This is a genomic window from Pseudoalteromonas sp. S327 (assembly GCF_005886415.1).
Classification (GTDB): domain Bacteria; phylum Pseudomonadota; class Gammaproteobacteria; order Enterobacterales; family Alteromonadaceae; genus Pseudoalteromonas; species Pseudoalteromonas atlantica.
This window is the reverse complement of sequence record NZ_PNDP01000046.1, coordinates 1-16029: the sequence shown is the minus strand read 5'-3', so window position 1 is coordinate 16029 and position 16029 is coordinate 1. Positions and strand designations below refer to the sequence as shown.

Annotated in this window: 13 protein-coding genes; 1 reads left to right on the top strand and 12 read right to left on the bottom strand. The window is 41.4% G+C overall.

All coding sequences use genetic code 11. The features are described 5' to 3' along the window. Position 1 precedes the first annotated feature (1 nt). The 7 genes from CWB60_RS14710 to CWB60_RS14680 all read right to left on the bottom strand — a co-directional run bounded on the left by CWB60_RS14710 (position 2) and on the right by CWB60_RS14680 (position 8706). Positions 2 to 559, bottom strand: coding sequence for a YceB family lipoprotein (locus tag CWB60_RS14710; RefSeq protein WP_029773554.1), 558 nt, complete (start codon positions 557 to 559; stop codon positions 2 to 4). Positions 560 to 652: 93 nt separating this feature from the next. Further along, positions 653 to 3334, bottom strand: a complete 2682-nt coding sequence (locus CWB60_RS14705) for a DUF349 domain-containing protein (protein ID WP_138579685.1) — start codon at positions 3332 to 3334, stop codon at positions 653 to 655. Next, positions 3324 to 3605, bottom strand: coding sequence for a YeaC family protein (locus CWB60_RS14700; RefSeq protein ID WP_004587239.1), 282 nt, complete (start codon positions 3603 to 3605; stop codon positions 3324 to 3326). The genes CWB60_RS14705 and CWB60_RS14700 overlap by 11 nt, the downstream gene beginning before the upstream one ends. Position 3606: 1 nt before the next feature. Further along, complete coding sequence (locus CWB60_RS14695) at positions 3607 to 3933, bottom strand: hypothetical protein (protein WP_004587238.1); 327 nt, start codon at positions 3931 to 3933, stop codon at positions 3607 to 3609. A 59-nt stretch (positions 3934 to 3992) separates the two neighbouring features. Beyond that, positions 3993 to 5660: an alanine/glycine:cation symporter family protein gene (locus CWB60_RS14690; protein WP_004587237.1), complete on the bottom strand. Its 1668-nt coding sequence runs from the start codon at positions 5658 to 5660 to the stop codon at positions 3993 to 3995. A gap of 158 nt (positions 5661 to 5818) precedes the next feature. Then, complete coding sequence (locus tag CWB60_RS14685; RefSeq protein WP_138579683.1) at positions 5819 to 6946, bottom strand: M14 family metallopeptidase; 1128 nt, start codon at positions 6944 to 6946, stop codon at positions 5819 to 5821. A 317-nt stretch (positions 6947 to 7263) separates the two neighbouring features. Beyond that, entirely contained in the window at positions 7264 to 8706 is a 1443-nt protein-coding gene (locus CWB60_RS14680; protein ID WP_138579681.1) for a glyceraldehyde-3-phosphate dehydrogenase, read from the bottom strand. 174 nt (positions 8707 to 8880) lie between these two features. Here CWB60_RS14680 and CWB60_RS14675 point away from each other — a divergent pair, with 174 nt between their 5' ends. Further along, entirely contained in the window at positions 8881 to 9681 is an 801-nt protein-coding gene (locus CWB60_RS14675) for a DUF2989 domain-containing protein (RefSeq protein ID WP_138579679.1), read from the top strand. 89 nt (positions 9682 to 9770) lie between these two features. Here the strand turns inward: CWB60_RS14675 and ihfA are convergent, their stop codons facing one another. From ihfA to CWB60_RS14650, 5 genes are all read right to left on the bottom strand, one after another. Next, a complete protein-coding gene (gene ihfA / locus CWB60_RS14670) occupies positions 9771 to 10070 on the bottom strand; it encodes an integration host factor subunit alpha (RefSeq protein WP_002960690.1) in 300 nt (99 codons plus the stop codon). Between the two features lie 2 nt (positions 10071 to 10072). Then, positions 10073 to 12460: a phenylalanine--tRNA ligase subunit beta gene (gene pheT / locus CWB60_RS14665; RefSeq protein ID WP_138579677.1), complete on the bottom strand. Its 2388-nt coding sequence runs from the start codon at positions 12458 to 12460 to the stop codon at positions 10073 to 10075. Positions 12461 to 12475: 15 nt separating this feature from the next. After that, entirely contained in the window at positions 12476 to 13456 is a 981-nt protein-coding gene (pheS, locus tag CWB60_RS14660; protein ID WP_004587232.1) for a phenylalanine--tRNA ligase subunit alpha, read from the bottom strand. An 82-nt stretch (positions 13457 to 13538) separates the two neighbouring features. After that, positions 13539 to 14249, bottom strand: a complete 711-nt coding sequence (hda, locus tag CWB60_RS14655; RefSeq protein ID WP_004587231.1) for a DnaA regulatory inactivator Hda — start codon at positions 14247 to 14249, stop codon at positions 13539 to 13541. After that, positions 14249 to 15304, bottom strand: a complete 1056-nt coding sequence (locus tag CWB60_RS14650) for a DUF2066 domain-containing protein (protein WP_024032198.1) — start codon at positions 15302 to 15304, stop codon at positions 14249 to 14251. The genes hda and CWB60_RS14650 overlap by 1 nt, the downstream gene beginning before the upstream one ends. Positions 15305 to 16029 lie beyond the last annotated feature (725 nt).

Genomic DNA, 16029 nt, shown 5'->3' with positions numbered 1-16029 from the left:
ATTAAAGGCGCGGTACTAATTTAATTGCCCCTTCAACCACTTTCATATCAAGGGGTAATTTGCTTAGCAGCATCATTTTAGGGTCGTCCATATTTAACGTATAAACAGGGTTGAGGGCTAAAAAAGCATTAATTACTTCCATCGCTTCATTATCAAGCGCCGCTAAATTACCTTTAAAGCCACCTGCATCCACACTCGAATCTAGTAGTTTAACATTGCGTAAAAACACGGCTTTTTTTTCACTGTCATAAAACGGGCTGCCTTCAATTTGCAGCTTTAAGCGTACTGGGTATTTTAGTGCAAATGCATTTATTTCTGCACTGGAGTCTGCACCAAGTACTACTACATCACGGTTATCTGGACCAATATTTACACTTAAATCGTTTACATCAAACTGCACTGGCAGCCCCATTAAGCTCACCTTTTCGCTTAACTTAGGCAACTGTTTACCTAGCACACTTTCTACTTCTGAGCTGGTAAATGAGTAAACAGACACGCCTTGTGTAGAATTACATGCGCTTAAAAGTAGTGTGGTTAAAAACAGTAATAAAATTCTCATGCTAACCTTTATCCTCGTTGTAATTATAAAAAAGCCGCTTAAACAGCGGCTTTTATTATGCAATACCTGTATTTAATACAAGTTAATTACATATTATGCTGTAAAAATAGTTTTAATTTTAGCTAGTGTGTCAGGCTCAACTGAACCCTTACTGAGCGCTAATAGCTGCTTTAAATAATAGTTTAAATCAGCATGCTCACCACGGTGTTTATCATCAAGCATGGCGACTTGCTCTGCCATTCTAAGCGCTGCATTTTGCGAGCTTACATTGGCAAGAATTTCCATTCTTGTAATAAGTTGTTCACTACTAAGCGATGTCGCTAACGGTGCTTGAAATTGGCTTGGCACTACTTCGTTGTTTTCAAGTGCAGTGATCAGCGCTTCAAATTGCGCATGCTGCGCTTGGCTTGTTAGTAAAGCTAGCTTTTCGTCAATAGCACTTAATAATGCTGCCACTTTTGACGCAAGCGATTTATATTGTGCGTAGCCTTTTACTTTGGTTTCTAGGTCATGCAATTGGGCTTTTTGATTTACTTGCTCAAGGGCACTTTCTAGCTCAGCCAGTTCTATTGCAGCTTGTTTATCTGTTTCGTTTTGAGCCAGCTTTTGCTGCTCAAACTCACTGCTACGTTTGCTAAAGGTTTCATCGTTATATTGGCGAAACTTTTGCCACAGCGCATTTTCGGCTTTTAAACCTGCAAAACCTATACTTTGCCATTGCTGTTGTAATTGCTTTAACTCTTGGCATGCTGCAGCTAAATCTTCACTTTGCGAAAGCGCTGAGGCGCGTTCCACTAAGGCATTTTTTTGTGCTGCATTGCCTTTATGGTACGCATTTAATATAGCAAGTACGCTCTGCTGCTGTGTTTTAAAGCTTTCGTTTAATACGCGGTATGTTTTAGGGTCAACTTTACCCACGCTACGCCACGCTTTATTTAAACGGTTGTATTGGCTCTCAAACTGCTTCCAATCAAAGCTTTCAATAGCGGTGTCTAGCTCGCTTAGTGCTTGCATATCGTTTATCAGTACTTCACGCTGGGCTTTTGCAGCTTCGCGCGCCACTTCTTGCTCGGCAAAGTAACTACGGCACGGTGCAAACAACAGCTCTATGTTGCTATCAAACTGCTCACCTTGTTGCTTTTCTTGCTCTGTATCTAAACGGCCAAGCTCGTTCCAACGCTTACGAAACGCTTTAACTTGCTCAGCGCGATGTTGTGGGTCGTCACACGGTTGGTCGACTAACCCTGCCACTTCTTCAAGTAAGGCTTCGCGTTTTGGCGCGGCTGCGTATTTTTGCCAATCTTTTGCTTCTGCAAGTTGTGCTTCTAAATCGGCTTTTAAGTTTACTAGTGGCTGCTGAAATTGCGGTGTTAACTTATCAAACAACTCTTCAAAGCCTTTAAATACACCAAAAGCAACATTAAAGCGGCCTTGCTCAATAAGGCGTTTTACATCGCGTGCTTTACGTTTGGCTGTGCTTTGGTTTTTTTCAAGCGGTTTAGTCAGCTCACTCATTTGCGCTAAAAACTGCTTTTTATGCGTATTTAATTGCGATTTAAAGTTTTGCTGCAATGCCCCATCAACCACATTTAAATGGCTACGAGTTTGTTTAAATGCGTTATTAAAACGAGTTAAAACATCATCGTAATCAGCTAACTGCTGCGCAGGCTCAATTTCTTTAAGCTGTTCAAAAGCAATTTTATACTGTGCAATTGCGCTACTAAGCTCTGGTAGTTTAGCCACCTGATTGAATAGTTTTTCAAGCTTTGTAATAACTTGCTTAGTTTGTGCGTTATCGCCGTGTTGGGCATCGGTTAACGTTTGCTTAGCTTGCGCTACTTTGGCCTCTAACCAATCTTGCTGAATTTGCTCTGGGGTTTCTAAGCCTAATTGCAACGCGTTTTCTATTTCTTCGCTCAATGCCTCAAGTGTTGCCAGAGCTAATAATTGACGTTGCTGCTCGGCTAAACGCTGCTGTTGTTGCTCGTGCTGAGCTTTTAACGTAGCAATATGCGCATCGAGTTTATCAGTAATGCTGATGTATTTTTTATCTAGCTCTTTAACGTGCTCTTCGCTTAACCATTTAAGCTCAAGTGCTTGCCACTGCGCCATTAATTCGCCGGCTTGTGGGTTTACTATGGCGTAATCGTTTTTATCTCGCAGGGCGTTTAGCTTAGCTAAAATAACGCGTGTTGCGCTTTCTACCTGAGCGGGCATTTCAATCGCTAAGCGTTCGTTTTCAATGTGTTGCTCAAGCTGCTGCTTAGCATCGCCTTTAGCATGCTTTACTAATGGTTTAATAAGTTGATGCGTTATAACGAGCTCTACAAGTTGGCTTTGAAGCTCTTCGCTGCCCTCTTTAAACGCTTTTTCAATTAATTTAGGATTTGCTAAGCGCTTTAAAAGTTTAACGCGTACTTGCAGTTCTTTCTCTGCAAAGGCGAGCTTTTCCAGTGTTTTAACCGGTGCAAAACGGTCTATATACTCACTTTTAATTTGCGTGCTCAGTGCGCTTTCGTTGTTTAACACTGCGTTTGAAATTTGTATTTCGGCTACATCTTTTAGCGCGTGATCTTGTTTATAGGCTTTCCACCACAGTGGTAGGTTATTTACTTTTTGTAATGCTTTGCGGCGTATTTCGGCTGAGTTATCTTCCAGCGCTAATGTGCTTAAAATTGATGCGTCGCGCTCTACATCAAGTTTTTCAATTGCGTCTAGACGAACTTGCTGCTTTGGGTGTTTCCACTTAGGTGTAAAAAGGTGTTTAAAGATCATGTTCACTAAACCTAGCTATTTCGTTTTCTGATTTAAATTCTTTTTGTAGTTGTGCTTTTGTCTTTTGGATCATTTCGCCATTAGCACCAATGGTAAATTGCTCGTTTGATTGCGCTATTTTAGCTTGGTAAAGCATAACAAGTTGCACCGTTTGTTGCTTTTGCTCATCAGAGAGCGGCGTGCCATCGGGCCATTTACCGGTTGAAGCACCGTACTGTAAACGCTCAAATAATTCTGGGGTTATATTTTGTACAAGGTTGTCAATATTCATGTCATCTTTTCTTTTTTAGAGTCACTAAAATAACGCGGTTTACTAAGTACCAAATACAGCCGACACCAATCGCTACTGTATACGCGTACCATTGCAGGGTTTCTTTTGCGGGTTGTAAAAAGTATAAGCAAAAAAAGCCACCTAAAAATAGTATGAGCGCCAAGAAAGAATGGTTCATAAACATTTGCTGTTTTTTAATTCGCTGTTCGCGCTGAAGCTGTTGTACCTGCTCAGAGTTAAGCGCGCCAATGTTACTATTGCAATGCGGACACTGCTGATGTTTATCTGAAATTGATTTTGCACATTTGGGGCAATGAATAATCGCCATACTACTCTCCATACTACGCATAAAAAAAGCGCCTTGCGGCGCCTTTTATTGTACTTGTTTTATTGCTCGTTGTCTTTTTTGAATTTAACCCAGTAGTCATCTACGGATTGTTTCATTTCTTTGCGCAATAACATAATGCCAAATAAGTTAGGCAAGGTCATAACGACAATTGCAACGGCTGCTAATTTCCATACTAAAGTGGTATCGGCAAACGAAGCCCAAAAGAACGCAGCAACATAAAATACGCGATACGGCATAACTGAGCGATTACCAAGTAAGTAAATCATGGCACGGTCACCGTAGTACGACCACGCAATGGCAGTAGAAAACGCGAATAACAATAAGCCTATCGATACTATGTACTGGCCGCTATCGCCAAAAAAGCCTCGGGTAAACGCTTTGGTTGTCAGCTCTGCTGAGTGCACTAACGATTTACCTATTAAACTAATGCTGTCGTCGGTTGGCATGCCGTTTTTAACTTCAACAATACCTGTGTACTTATGTTTGTCGGTAATACCAAAACGTATGTCTTCACCAATTGAGCGTGAATGTAATACGGTAAAGCCATTACTTGTTGGCTCGCCATTAACTACATCAATGTTGCCGTTGAATAGCTCTACCTTGCTATCGTTACCGTTTAGGTAATTGTATAGCTCTTGGCGCTGCGCTTCGTTGGTTTCTGAGTAGTCACCTTTAATAATGCTCATTGACGATCGTTCAAAATGTGTTTCGAATTTTTCATTCCACACACCCGACGATAAAATAACTAAGCCTGTTAATGTACAAATAATAATGGTATCGATAAACGGCTCTAAAATTGACACCATTCCTTCAGACACAGGTTCATCCGCTTTTGCCGATGCGTGGGCAATGGGTGCAGAACCTTGACCGGCCTCATTTGAGAACAAGCCACGGTTTACACCTCTGTTAAATGCATACGCAAAAGAGGCACCTAAAAAACCACCGGCTGCAGCAGAGCCTGTAAATGCATCAACAAATATTGACGCAAACGAAGGGCCGATGTTTTCAATGTTATAAAAAATAACACCTAACGCACCTATGATATAAATCACGGCCATAATGGGCACAACACGTGATGTAATAGCAGCAATACGACGAATACCACCTAAAATAACCAACGCAAGTAAAATAGATAACACAGCACCGGTTGCCATAGGTGCAAAACCAAATGTGGCTTCCATACCCTGCGCTATGTTGTTAATTTGTGGCAAACTGCCCGTACCAAAAGAGCTAATTACAGTGGCAACGGCAAATAAAATAGCAAGCCACTTCATGTTTAGGCGTTTATCCATGTAATACATAGGGCCACCCGCCATGGTGCCATCTTGGGTTTTTTCGCGGTATTTATGTGAAAGCGTAACTTCTACAAATTTGGTGGTCATACCAAAAAATGCCGTCATCCACATCCAAAATAATGCCGCGGGGCCACCAATAGAAATAGCCAAGGCTACCCCACCAATGTTACCTGTACCTACCGTACCAGAGAGCGCAGTAGCCAGTGCTTGAAAATGAGTTGTGTCACCCTCGGTGCCTTTTTTATCAAATTTACCTGTAACTACTTTACACGCATGTTTGAAATAACGAATTTGTGGGAACTTTAAATAAATAGTAAAAAATAGACCGACTCCTAGCAGCACATAGGGAAACCAAACTGCGCCCCCTAACATGCCATCTAGGCTATCTAAAAGTTGTCCGAATGCATCCACGCTAAATACCTCTTATTATTTTATTTGAGACTGTTGATTGTTTATTACTTACTCAGAGCTAGGTAATACGATAACTAAGCCATTGCGCACTTTTATTATTTGTTAATTTTGTAATAAAAAAGGGCAACATTTTAATGTTGCCCTTACCTTATACTAATTTATCTTAATTTATCAACGACATTTACGATTGCCGCTAAAGTATCTTGACCAAATTGATACGAGCGGCGGTCTGACCAGCCGTAATCTGGGTCTGGTAAGTCGTTATTGTCTTTAAAAGGCATCTCAATTGTGTAAGTAAGTGCTTTAAATTCTTCTGCCGTTGCAGATGAGCCAACTGTTAAATTAGCTTTGCCCGGCTCGTCTTTATCGTAACCGTGCTCATCTTGAAACTCTGGCGTTATAGTAAGCAGCGCTGCTTTAAAGCTATCTTCTAAGTCTTTTAAGCGGTCATCGTAGCTTGGAATACCTTCACTGCCCGCCACAAAGTTATAAGGAATAGCTTCATCACCGTGTATATCTAAATGCATATCGAGGCCAGTTTCGCGCATTTTATTCAGTACTAAATACACTTCTGGGCTATTTTCCATGCTAGGCGTTTGCCATTCACGGTTTAAGTTAACGCCTTTTGCGTTAGTACGAAGGTGACCACGTACGCTGCCATCTGGGTTCATGTTTGGTACTACATAAAATACAGCTTTTGATAAAAGAGCAGCGGCATGCGGGTCTTCATCATCTAGTAGTTTGTGTAATAGCCCTTCTACAAACCATTCTGCCATAGTTTCGCCTGGGTGTTGGCGCGCTGTGATCCAGATTGTTTTTTTATCTTCACTAGGCTGACCAATTTTAAGCACGCTCATATCACGGCCATCAAGTGTTTCACCTAAAGTTTGTAATTGGCAAAGCTCTTCGCTTTGCGCCCAGGCTAATAAATCTAAATGACGGTCGTAGCTATATGGCGCAAAGTAAGCAAAATATACACTGGGGCATTCAGGCTCTAGTTCAAAGGCAAGCGTGCCATTTTCGTAATTTGAAGGCACACGGAACCATGTTTGACGGTCGTATGAGGCAACAGCTTGGTAGCCTTCCCATCCATCTGGGTAGGCAGAGTTTTCTAAATTATTAATGTTTAACTTATGCAGTTGATAAGGCGTTGTTTCTAGACGAAAGTGAAACCACTGGTAAAATTCAGACTGGTGATCGTTGTTTATCTCTAATTGAATATTTAACGGATCGTTGGCTTCGATAACCTTTATGTTACCACTATCAAAATTGCTGCTGATTTTCATGAAAAAACCTTAAGGTAGAATAAGTTTATCTGCTTTGTTAGGCACGTTGATATTTTGGACTAAATTGACTCTATTTTTGGTCACTAAATTACAAAAAAGAGCGGCCTAAAAGTGCAGAACTGACACTATTTAAAAACCTGTACTGTGGATAATTAAACTATCTCAAGCAGATTGCAGGTTAAATAGTAAAATGCATTATTGAATGAAATCAAATAAGCATTTCAATAATTAAAGCCTACCACACAGGGTACACTTTAAAAATATAACGCGACTAAAAAAGCCAGCAAAAAAGCTGGCTTAGTATAATTGCGTATAAATTAGCGAGGTAAGCTTGGGAAAGCAACTTCAGCCATATCACGCATACAACGAACTACTTGGCAGCTGTAGCCAAATTCATTGTCGTACCATACGTATAAAACAACGCGGTTACCTTCAACAATTGTTGCTTGCGAGTCTACAACACCTGCGTAGCGGCTACCGACTAAATCGGTAGATACGATTTCGGTTGATGCGGTGTAATCAATTTGGTCACGCAGTTCTGAATGCAGTGCTGTTTCGCGTAAAAACGCATTTAGCTCTTCAACAGACGTGCTGCTATTAAGGTTTAAGTTTAATATAGCAAGCGATACATTAGGTGTAGGCACACGGATAGCATTACCAGTTAGCTTACCTTCAAGCTCAGGAAGCGCTTTAGATACCGCTTTAGCTGCGCCTGTCTCGGTAATTACCATATTAAGTGCAGCAGCACGTCCACGACGCTCTGCTTTGTGGTAGTTATCAATAAGGTTTTGATCGTTTGTGTATGAGTGTACAGTTTCTACGTGGCCGTTATTAATACCAAACTTATCGTTTAATGCTTTAAGGGTTGGCGTAATCGCATTGGTAGTACAGCTTGCTGCACACACGATTTTATCTTCAGGCTTAATGTCTTGGTTATTTACACCATAAACAATGTTTTTAATGTTGCCTTTAGCCGGTGCTGTTAATAGTACTTTTGCAGCCCCTTTAGACTCTAAGTGCTGGCCAAGGCCTGCTTCGTCTTTCCAAATACCAGTGTTATCGACTACGAGTGCATTTTCGATACCGTAAGCGGTGTAATCAACTTCACTTGGCGAGTTAGCATAAATCACTTGGATGTAGCTGCCATTCGCTTTAATTGCATTACGCTGCGTATCAATTGTGATTGAGCCATTAAATGGACCATGAATTGAATCGCGACGCAGTAAGCTTGCACGTTTCTCAAGGTCGCCTTCTTTACCACCACGTACAACAATTGCGCGTAAACGTAAGTCGGCATAAGGGCCTGATTTTTCGATTAGTAAACGTGCTAACAAACGCCCTATACGACCAAATCCATACAATACAACATCACGCGGCTCTTTGGCTGGTGAGTCTGCAATTTCGGCTAATTCGTCTTTAACAAATTCATCAACTGTGCGGCCATTAGCAGCATCGCTGTACAAATAGCTATAAGCAAGTTTACCAATATCAATACGTGCCGAGTTTAGATCCATTTTACTAATGGCTTCTAAAAACGGAAAGCTTTCGCGTAAACGTAATTTAGTGCCTTCAAATTGCGCTACAGTTTTGTGTGATTTGATAATATCGATAGTACTAGCATTAACGAGAGGACGGCCATATACAGCGATTTCTATACCACGGTTACGATAAAGCTTACCAATGATAGGTTGCATGCTTTCAGCGTAATCTTGGCGTTCTTGCCAACTATTTGTATATTCTAATTCGTGAGATGAGGTCATTTTATTTACCTAATTTAATCATTTTGAACGGATAGCCTTTAAAAATGCATTAGATTTTGAGAGTAATGCACTTCAGGCAGGGCTATTCTAAGTTAATCTAAAGTTATTCTCTACTGTTAGCGCACAAATGATTGCGCTAGAATAGTAATGTATATATTCATTTGAGGTTAAGGGATGGTTTTAAGAGCAAGCGCAATACTAACAATGCTAGCGTTAACAGGATGCGAAGACCCACTGACTCTCGCTCAGGTATGTAAAGAAACACCTGGCTTTTGTAGTGATTTAAATAAAGATAGCCATTGTAAAAATGAGCGCTCTGAGGTTATTTTAAAACGCTATATAGAATATAAAAAACCCACAGATGAAAACAAATACCAATTGCTTAAGGGGTTTGAGTCGTATAATCAATGTATTACTTTAGCCGCAAAAATAGAACATATTAAACTAAAGTCTAAAACAACATCGCGTATTGAAGGTCAGCTTACTAGCATTAAAGAGATGACCCGACTTTATCAAGACACAAAAAACACTAACCACCCAGGCTTGCTTTACTATCATTGGTCACGTAACAATGAGCAAAGTGCGCTGACTCGTTTACTTGCAATGGAAAATGATGAAAGCGTAACCAACAGTGCAGAAATGCAGTTTTATCTAGCCTCTTATTACATTAAGTTTGACGATGAAAAAACAATTGATTTGCTATATAAAACGCTTGAGCTAAATGAACAAGGCCAACAGCCAAATCCTGAAGTGTATACCTCGTTAATCAGCTTGTTTTATAAACATGATAAATATAAGCACGCTTACATTTTTTCGAAAGTGGCGCAAAGCGCTGGCATTGAGAATATAGATTTACTACCCATTGAGCACCAACTGATGAGCGATGGTAAAAATTTAGATGCGCTCGATGTCCTTGCTCAACAAACGTATGAACAAATACAAAACGGTGAGTTTGTATCACCGCGAGAATTTTAGGTAAGCAAACTCCCCTGGCATTAAATGTGTTTTAAAACATGATGCCAGATGGTTTTTTAAATAAAAAAGGCAGCTTACGCTGCCCTTTTTTATTTTGCTTTGCTTGTGCCCACTTCTACACGGGTTTTAAGCTTTTGACCTGGTCTAAAGGTCACCACGCGGCGCGCCGAAATAGGAATGTCTTCTCCTGTTTTCGGGTTACGGCCTGGTCTTTCTTTTTTATCACGAAGATCAAAGTTACCAAATCCAGAGAGCTTAACCTGCTCGCCTTTTTCAAGCGCTGAGCGGATTTCTTCAAAAAACGCTTCAACTAAATCTTTGGCATCTTTTTTATTGATCCCGAGCTTTTCAAATAGGTGTTCAGCTATGTCGGCTTTAGTAAGCGCCATATCTAGTCCCTCAACGATGCATTAAACTTTTCGGCCAATGTGGCCACCACGTTATCAACTACCAGATTGATATCTTTCTCTTCGAGTGTTCTATCAACCGCCTGCAGTGTTAGAGCAATCGCCAAACTCTTATAATTTGGCTCAATACCTTTGCCCTTATACACATCGAATAAGTTTAGGTCAACCAATTGATTTCCGCCAACTTTTTCTATTGTGCTTAAAATATCACCTGAATTAACGCTGTCAGCCACTAAAATCGCGATGTCGCGGCGATTTGAAGGGAATTTTGAAACCCATACAGCTTGCGGTAAATTTCTTTTTTCTATTGCAGACATTTCTATTTCAAATACAAAAGTTGCGTTATTGATATCTAACGATTTTTGCACTTGAGGATGAAGAGCACCAAAAAATCCTACCTTTTTACCTTCAACATAAATAACTGCTGATTGGCCTGGGTGTAAACCGTCTGACTGTTCTGCTTTAATTTCAAAACGGCTTGTATCGTTGGTGATTGCTAATAAGGCTTCAACATCACCTTTTAGGTCGTAAAAATCAACGTTGCGTTTTTGCTCAACCCAATGCTCGCCGTGTGCAAGGCCAGTGATCACACCGCCAATGACAGGGACTTGCTGCAGGCCATTTTCTGCCCTGTCGTCGCTGATAAATTTAAGACCATGCTCAAATAAACGAATACGTGGTTGTTGACGGTTTTGATTATACGCAACCGATGCTAAAAGCCCTGGCATTAAGCTTACACGCATAGCCGACATTTCAATTGAAATTGGGTGCGGCAGTATAAGCGGATTACTTTGTGGGTGTATAATAGCTTGTGCTTTAGGGTCTACAAAGCTGTACGTAATTGCTTCTTGGTAGCCACGTGTCACTAACGTATTTCGAAACTTACTTAGCGCAATTGTTGACTCGTCATGTGTAGTCATTTTTAACTTTGCGGTTGGCGCAACATTTGGAATACTGTTGTAACCATAAACACGAGCAACTTCTTCAATTAAGTCTTCTTCAATACGAATATCGAAGCGGTAGCTTGGAATATCAGCGCTCCAGCTGTCGTTTTCAAACTTAACGTCTAACCCTAAACGAGTCAGAATATCAGTCACTTTCGCATCGTCAATATGATGACCAATTACACGGTCTAAACGCGCACGACGTAGGCGTACTTCTGTCACTTTTGGCAGTTTATCAGCAGCCACAGCTTCTATAACAGGTCCTGCTTCACCGCCAACAATATCAAGTAATAAAGCAGTTGCGCGTTCCATTGCATCGTGTTGCAGGGTAAAATCTACGCCACGCTCATAGCGGTGTGATGCATCGGTATGTAAGCCGTAACTGCGGGCTTGACCTGCAATTGCGACTGGGTTAAAAAACGCGCTTTCTAATAAAATATCAGACGTTTTTTCTGTAACACCTGATTGCTCACCGCCAAAGATACCGGCAATCGCAAGTGCTTTATTATGATCGGCTATCACAAGTGTTGATTCGTTCAGTTTTGCAGTATTGCCATCAAGCAATACTAACTCTTCGCCTGCATTGGCACTGCGAACCTTAATGCCGCCTTCAATTGCATTTAAATCAAATGCATGCATTGGGTGGCCAAGTTCTAGTAATACATAGTTAGTAACATCAACAACAGGGTCAATTGAGCGAATACCACTACGGCGAAGCTTTTCAACCATCCAAAGCGGTGTTTCTGCATCAAGGCTAATGCCTTTGATTACACGCCCTAAGTAACGCGGACACGCATCAGCATTAACAAGTTCAATAGATACTTCATCGTCAATAGTGCCGCTAACAGCTGGAATTTGTAGCTCGTTTACATCAATGCTGTTTAATACACCTACTTCGCGTGCAAGGCCTTTTATACCCAAGCAATCACCACGGTTTGGCGTTAAGTCCACATCAATTATTTTGTCATCAAGGCCTAAGTATTCGCGCAGGTCTGTACCAATTGGCGCATCGCTTGGCAGTTCCATGATGCCGTCGCCTTCTTCGCTAATACCTAGCTCAACAAAGGCACACAGCATACCGTGTGATGGCTGACCGCGTAATTTGGCTTTTTTAATTTTAAAGTCGCCCGGTAAAACAGCGCCCACTGTTGCAACAGCGACTTTAATGCCTTGGCGACAATTTGGCGCACCACACACAATATCAAGTAGCTCATCGCCACCTACATTGATTTTAGTAACGCGAAGTTTATCTGCATCTGGGTGCTGTGCGCACTCAACAACTTCACCAACCACTACGCCGTTAAAATCCGCTGCCGCGCTCTCAACTGCATCAACCTCAAGGCCAGCCATAGAAAGCTGTTCCGAAAGAGCTTGCGTATCAATAGCAGGATTTACCCACTCTCTTAACCACTTTTCACTAAATTTCATTTTATATTTTCACTCTTAACGGAACTGGTTTAGGAATTTTAAGTCATTTTCAAAAAATGCACGTAAGTCGTTTACGCCATAGCGCAGCATGGTTAAGCGCTCTACGCCCATACCAAAAGCAAAACCGGTGTATTTTTCTGGGTCAATACCTACTGACTTAAGTACGTTAGGGTGAACCATGCCACAACCTAATACTTCAAGCCATTTACCGTCTTTACCCATAACATCTACTTCAGCTGAAGGCTCTGTAAATGGGAAGAATGAAGGACGGAAACGAATTTCCATGTCTTCTTCAAAAAAGTTACGTAAGAAGTCGTGTAAAATACCCTTAAGCTCTGTGAAGCTTACATCAGTATCAACCATTAAACCTTCTACCTGATGAAACATCGGAGTATGCGTTTGGTCGTAGTCGTTACGATATACTCGACCTGGCGAAATAATTCGCAGTGGCGGTTGCTCTGTTTCCATAGTACGAATTTGCACACCACTTGTTTGGGTACGCAGTACTAACTTAGGATTAAAATAAAAGGTATCGTGATCAGCACGCGCTGGGTGATGCTCAGGAATATTTAGCGCATCAAAGTTATGAAAATCATCTTCTACTTCTGGGCCTGATTTAACTTCAAAACCTAGCTCGCCAAAAAAGCTTTCTATACGCTCGATTGTGCGTGTTACCGGATGAAGGCCACCCGTAGGCATTACGCGCCCTGGTAAAGTTACATCAATTGTTTCAGCTGCTAGCTTTTCTTCAAGCGCTTTACTTGCTAAAAGCTCACGCTTTTCGTTAATGGCAGCTTGTACATCTTGCTTAGCTTGGTTAATTACTTGGCCTGCTTCTTTGCGTTCTTCAGGAGCAATTTTACCCAGTGTTTTAAGTAAGCTTGTGATTTCGCCTTTTTTACCAAGGTAATTAACCCTGATCTCTTCTAGTTGCGCGATTTCACTGGCACTGGCAACTGCCTCAAGTGCTTGCGCTAAAATATTTTCTAAGTTCATTCGATACCTGATCTTTCACAGAAGGTGATTACAATTTTGTTGACTAATGATAACTGAAAGCAGGGTCTAGATTCTAGACCTACTACAGCTTTAACGTTGATTTTATGAAGGGAATTGTTAATTTTCGTTGTGCGGCCATTGATGCGTGATCTAATTTGTCTAATACGTCTAATAAAGCACGCATATCACGACTCAAGCGAGTCAATAAAAAGCGCGCGCATTCATCGCTTAGTTCAAGCCCACGCATATGCGCTCGCTTAACCAGTGCTTGTGCTTTATCATCATCACTCATTGATCGAATTTGAAAGGTGGTCCCCCACTTTAGCCGAGACTCTAAGTCGGGCAAGGTGATATTAAGCATGTCAGGGAGCAAATCGGCCGTAACCACTAGCATTTTTCCGGGCTCGTTAAAGCGATTGAAAAAGTTAAAAAGGGCTTTTTCCCATGCGTCATTGCCAGCGACTAAGTGCACATCATCAATACATAATACATCAAGTGCTTCTAAACCATCTAAAACCATAGGGCCAAAGTCGATAACTTCACGCATAGACAACAGCATGTTTGACAACCCACGCTCTTGGGCTTGTATGCAGGTTGCGTACAATAAATGGGATTTACCAGAATCGCCTAAGCCGCACAAATAAGTGTACTGAAATTTGTTGGCAAGCTTTGAAAAGCTCGCTTTAAGGTGGTTTACCTCTAAAGAGTCTTCCCCACCAAAATAAGAAGCAAATGTTTCATCGTCAGGTAAGGTGACTGGTAGTGCCATTTGCATTGGCTCAGCACTTAGCATTACTCACCGACCCACTGATACTCAAGACTGTTTTTATCTACAACATGGTAAAATGCGCGAGGGTCAACATAATCTCTAAAGGCACTATCAAGGCCAAGGCCTTTTTTAAGATCGCCCACACTGCCGGTGTGGTTAAGCTTAAACTCAACAAATTCTGGGGTTTTGCGCATTATTGTTGCTTGCGTCACTACACTCAAACTTTGTAGACGACGCTTTGCAAGTTCTATATCTACAAAGCTTTGAGTGCCTTTTAAGGTGAGCGTAGCCGCTGCCTGTTCATAATACGCGTTAGGGTCGATAGCGTATTCATTGGCTAATCCCAACGCTAAGCTGTCTATCATCTGGCCTACTATTTGCTGTTTATCACCTTCAAGACGGTTCGAATCAAATAAATCGTCATTAGTAAAACGCCAGTCTAAAATCCAGGTTTCGCTGTCGGGCTCTTGATACATTCTTGCTGTAATGCTTCGCTCTGCACTATAACGGCGCGACGCCTCTTCAACAGGCTCTGAAAAATTACCCCATACTTCAGGAATGCCAACCAAACGTCTGTCTTGTAAATCTAATAGCGGCACTACAACGGGTAAACCACGTCGACCGGCTTTGTCATATATAAGCTGCTCTAACTGAGGATAGCTTTCTTGTGTAACAAGCTCTCTACGCCAGTTATCTTCAATACCTAACCAAATAGCAACTAATGGGCGCTGGACGCCCCAAAGAGGTAAATTTAATTCTTTAATTAATTCATTTATTTTACGCGCTTCAAATTTAACAACTAGATTAAGCTGTCCATTTGCTTTTTCGTCGTATTCAAACTTGAGCATGTAATCTGAAATGTTTTTAGTGCGTTGTTGAGCAAGCTTATTTTGATCAGCAGATTCATCCCCGCTTACCTTTACTAAAACATTGAGTAATGCTTTGCGGCTAGCGGCTAAACGCGTGTCTCGACTTTTATCATCGACTTTTAATATATCTTGATACAGATCAGTTACTTCAACTGCCGACACAGAGAAACAAAATATAAATGATATGGCACTAATTAATAATCTATACACTGGCTATTAGTTCTTGGTTTTAAACTATTTTGATCCTAAATCAAAGCCAGTAACAAAGCAAAATTATATTTGTAATCCAGCTATGTTGAATAAATATTGTTCATCTTAAAGCTTAAATACAGAAATAAACTGCTACTTAGCTATATGTAAAATGGATTGTTATTGGTGAGGTGAGCCTTATCCGCGGGTTTCGTGATACTCAACCCACGCTACGGCGGTGGTGGAGACTTTGTGAGTAATATCTGGTAATCCCACTCATGAAATAAGAACACTATAAATCGATGCTTTTTTAGCGTCGGGTGTCGCTTCGCTCACCCGACCTACGTGATAGATGTTGATCAGAGTGTGTATTACGTGTACGCATTTCACTTTTCTGCAGACGTAAAAAAGCCCGCCTCTTTCGAGTCGGGCTTTCTTGTATTTGGTGCCTGGCGATGTCGTCGTGCCCACAGCGGTAGCGAGTCACATAGCAAATGGGACATTATCATTGCGTCGGGGCGGCCTTATGCGGTGCTCGTCATCGAGCTGTTTTGTTTGAATACAGGGCTCGGCATGAGTCTTGGCTACTTATTAAATCCCTGACAGCAAAAAACCCGTTACATCGCTGTAACGGGTTTCTCTTATTTGGAGCCTGGCAATGTCCTACTTTCACATAGCAAATGCTACACTATCATCGGCGCTGTTTCGTTTCACTACTGAGTTCGGCATGGGGGCCGGTGGTCCTC

Excerpts from the sequence above, each read along its gene's own strand:
- CWB60_RS14710 (WP_029773554.1), bottom strand. The coding sequence starts at position 559 with ATGAGAATTTTATTACTGTTTTTAACCACACTACTTTTAAGCGCATGT.
- pheS (WP_004587232.1), bottom strand. The coding sequence starts at position 13,456 with ATGAACTTAGAAAATATTTTAGCGCAAGCACTTGAGGCAGTTGCCAGT.
- CWB60_RS14680 (WP_138579681.1), bottom strand. The coding sequence starts at position 8,706 with ATGACCTCATCTCACGAATTAGAATATACAAATAGTTGGCAAGAACGC.
- ihfA (WP_002960690.1), bottom strand. The coding sequence starts at position 10,070 with ATGGCGCTTACTAAAGCCGACATAGCTGAACACCTATTTGAAAAGCTC.
- CWB60_RS14675 (WP_138579679.1), top strand. The coding sequence starts at position 8,881 with ATGGTTTTAAGAGCAAGCGCAATACTAACAATGCTAGCGTTAACAGGA.
- CWB60_RS14685 (WP_138579683.1), bottom strand. The coding sequence starts at position 6,946 with ATGAAAATCAGCAGCAATTTTGATAGTGGTAACATAAAGGTTATCGAA.
- hda (WP_004587231.1), bottom strand. The coding sequence starts at position 14,249 with ATGCTAAGTGCTGAGCCAATGCAAATGGCACTACCAGTCACCTTACCT.
- CWB60_RS14695 (WP_004587238.1), bottom strand. The coding sequence starts at position 3,933 with ATGGCGATTATTCATTGCCCCAAATGTGCAAAATCAATTTCAGATAAA.
- pheT (WP_138579677.1), bottom strand. The coding sequence starts at position 12,460 with ATGAAATTTAGTGAAAAGTGGTTAAGAGAGTGGGTAAATCCTGCTATT.
- CWB60_RS14700 (WP_004587239.1), bottom strand. The coding sequence starts at position 3,605 with ATGAATATTGACAACCTTGTACAAAATATAACCCCAGAATTATTTGAG.
- CWB60_RS14705 (WP_138579685.1), bottom strand. The coding sequence starts at position 3,334 with ATGATCTTTAAACACCTTTTTACACCTAAGTGGAAACACCCAAAGCAG.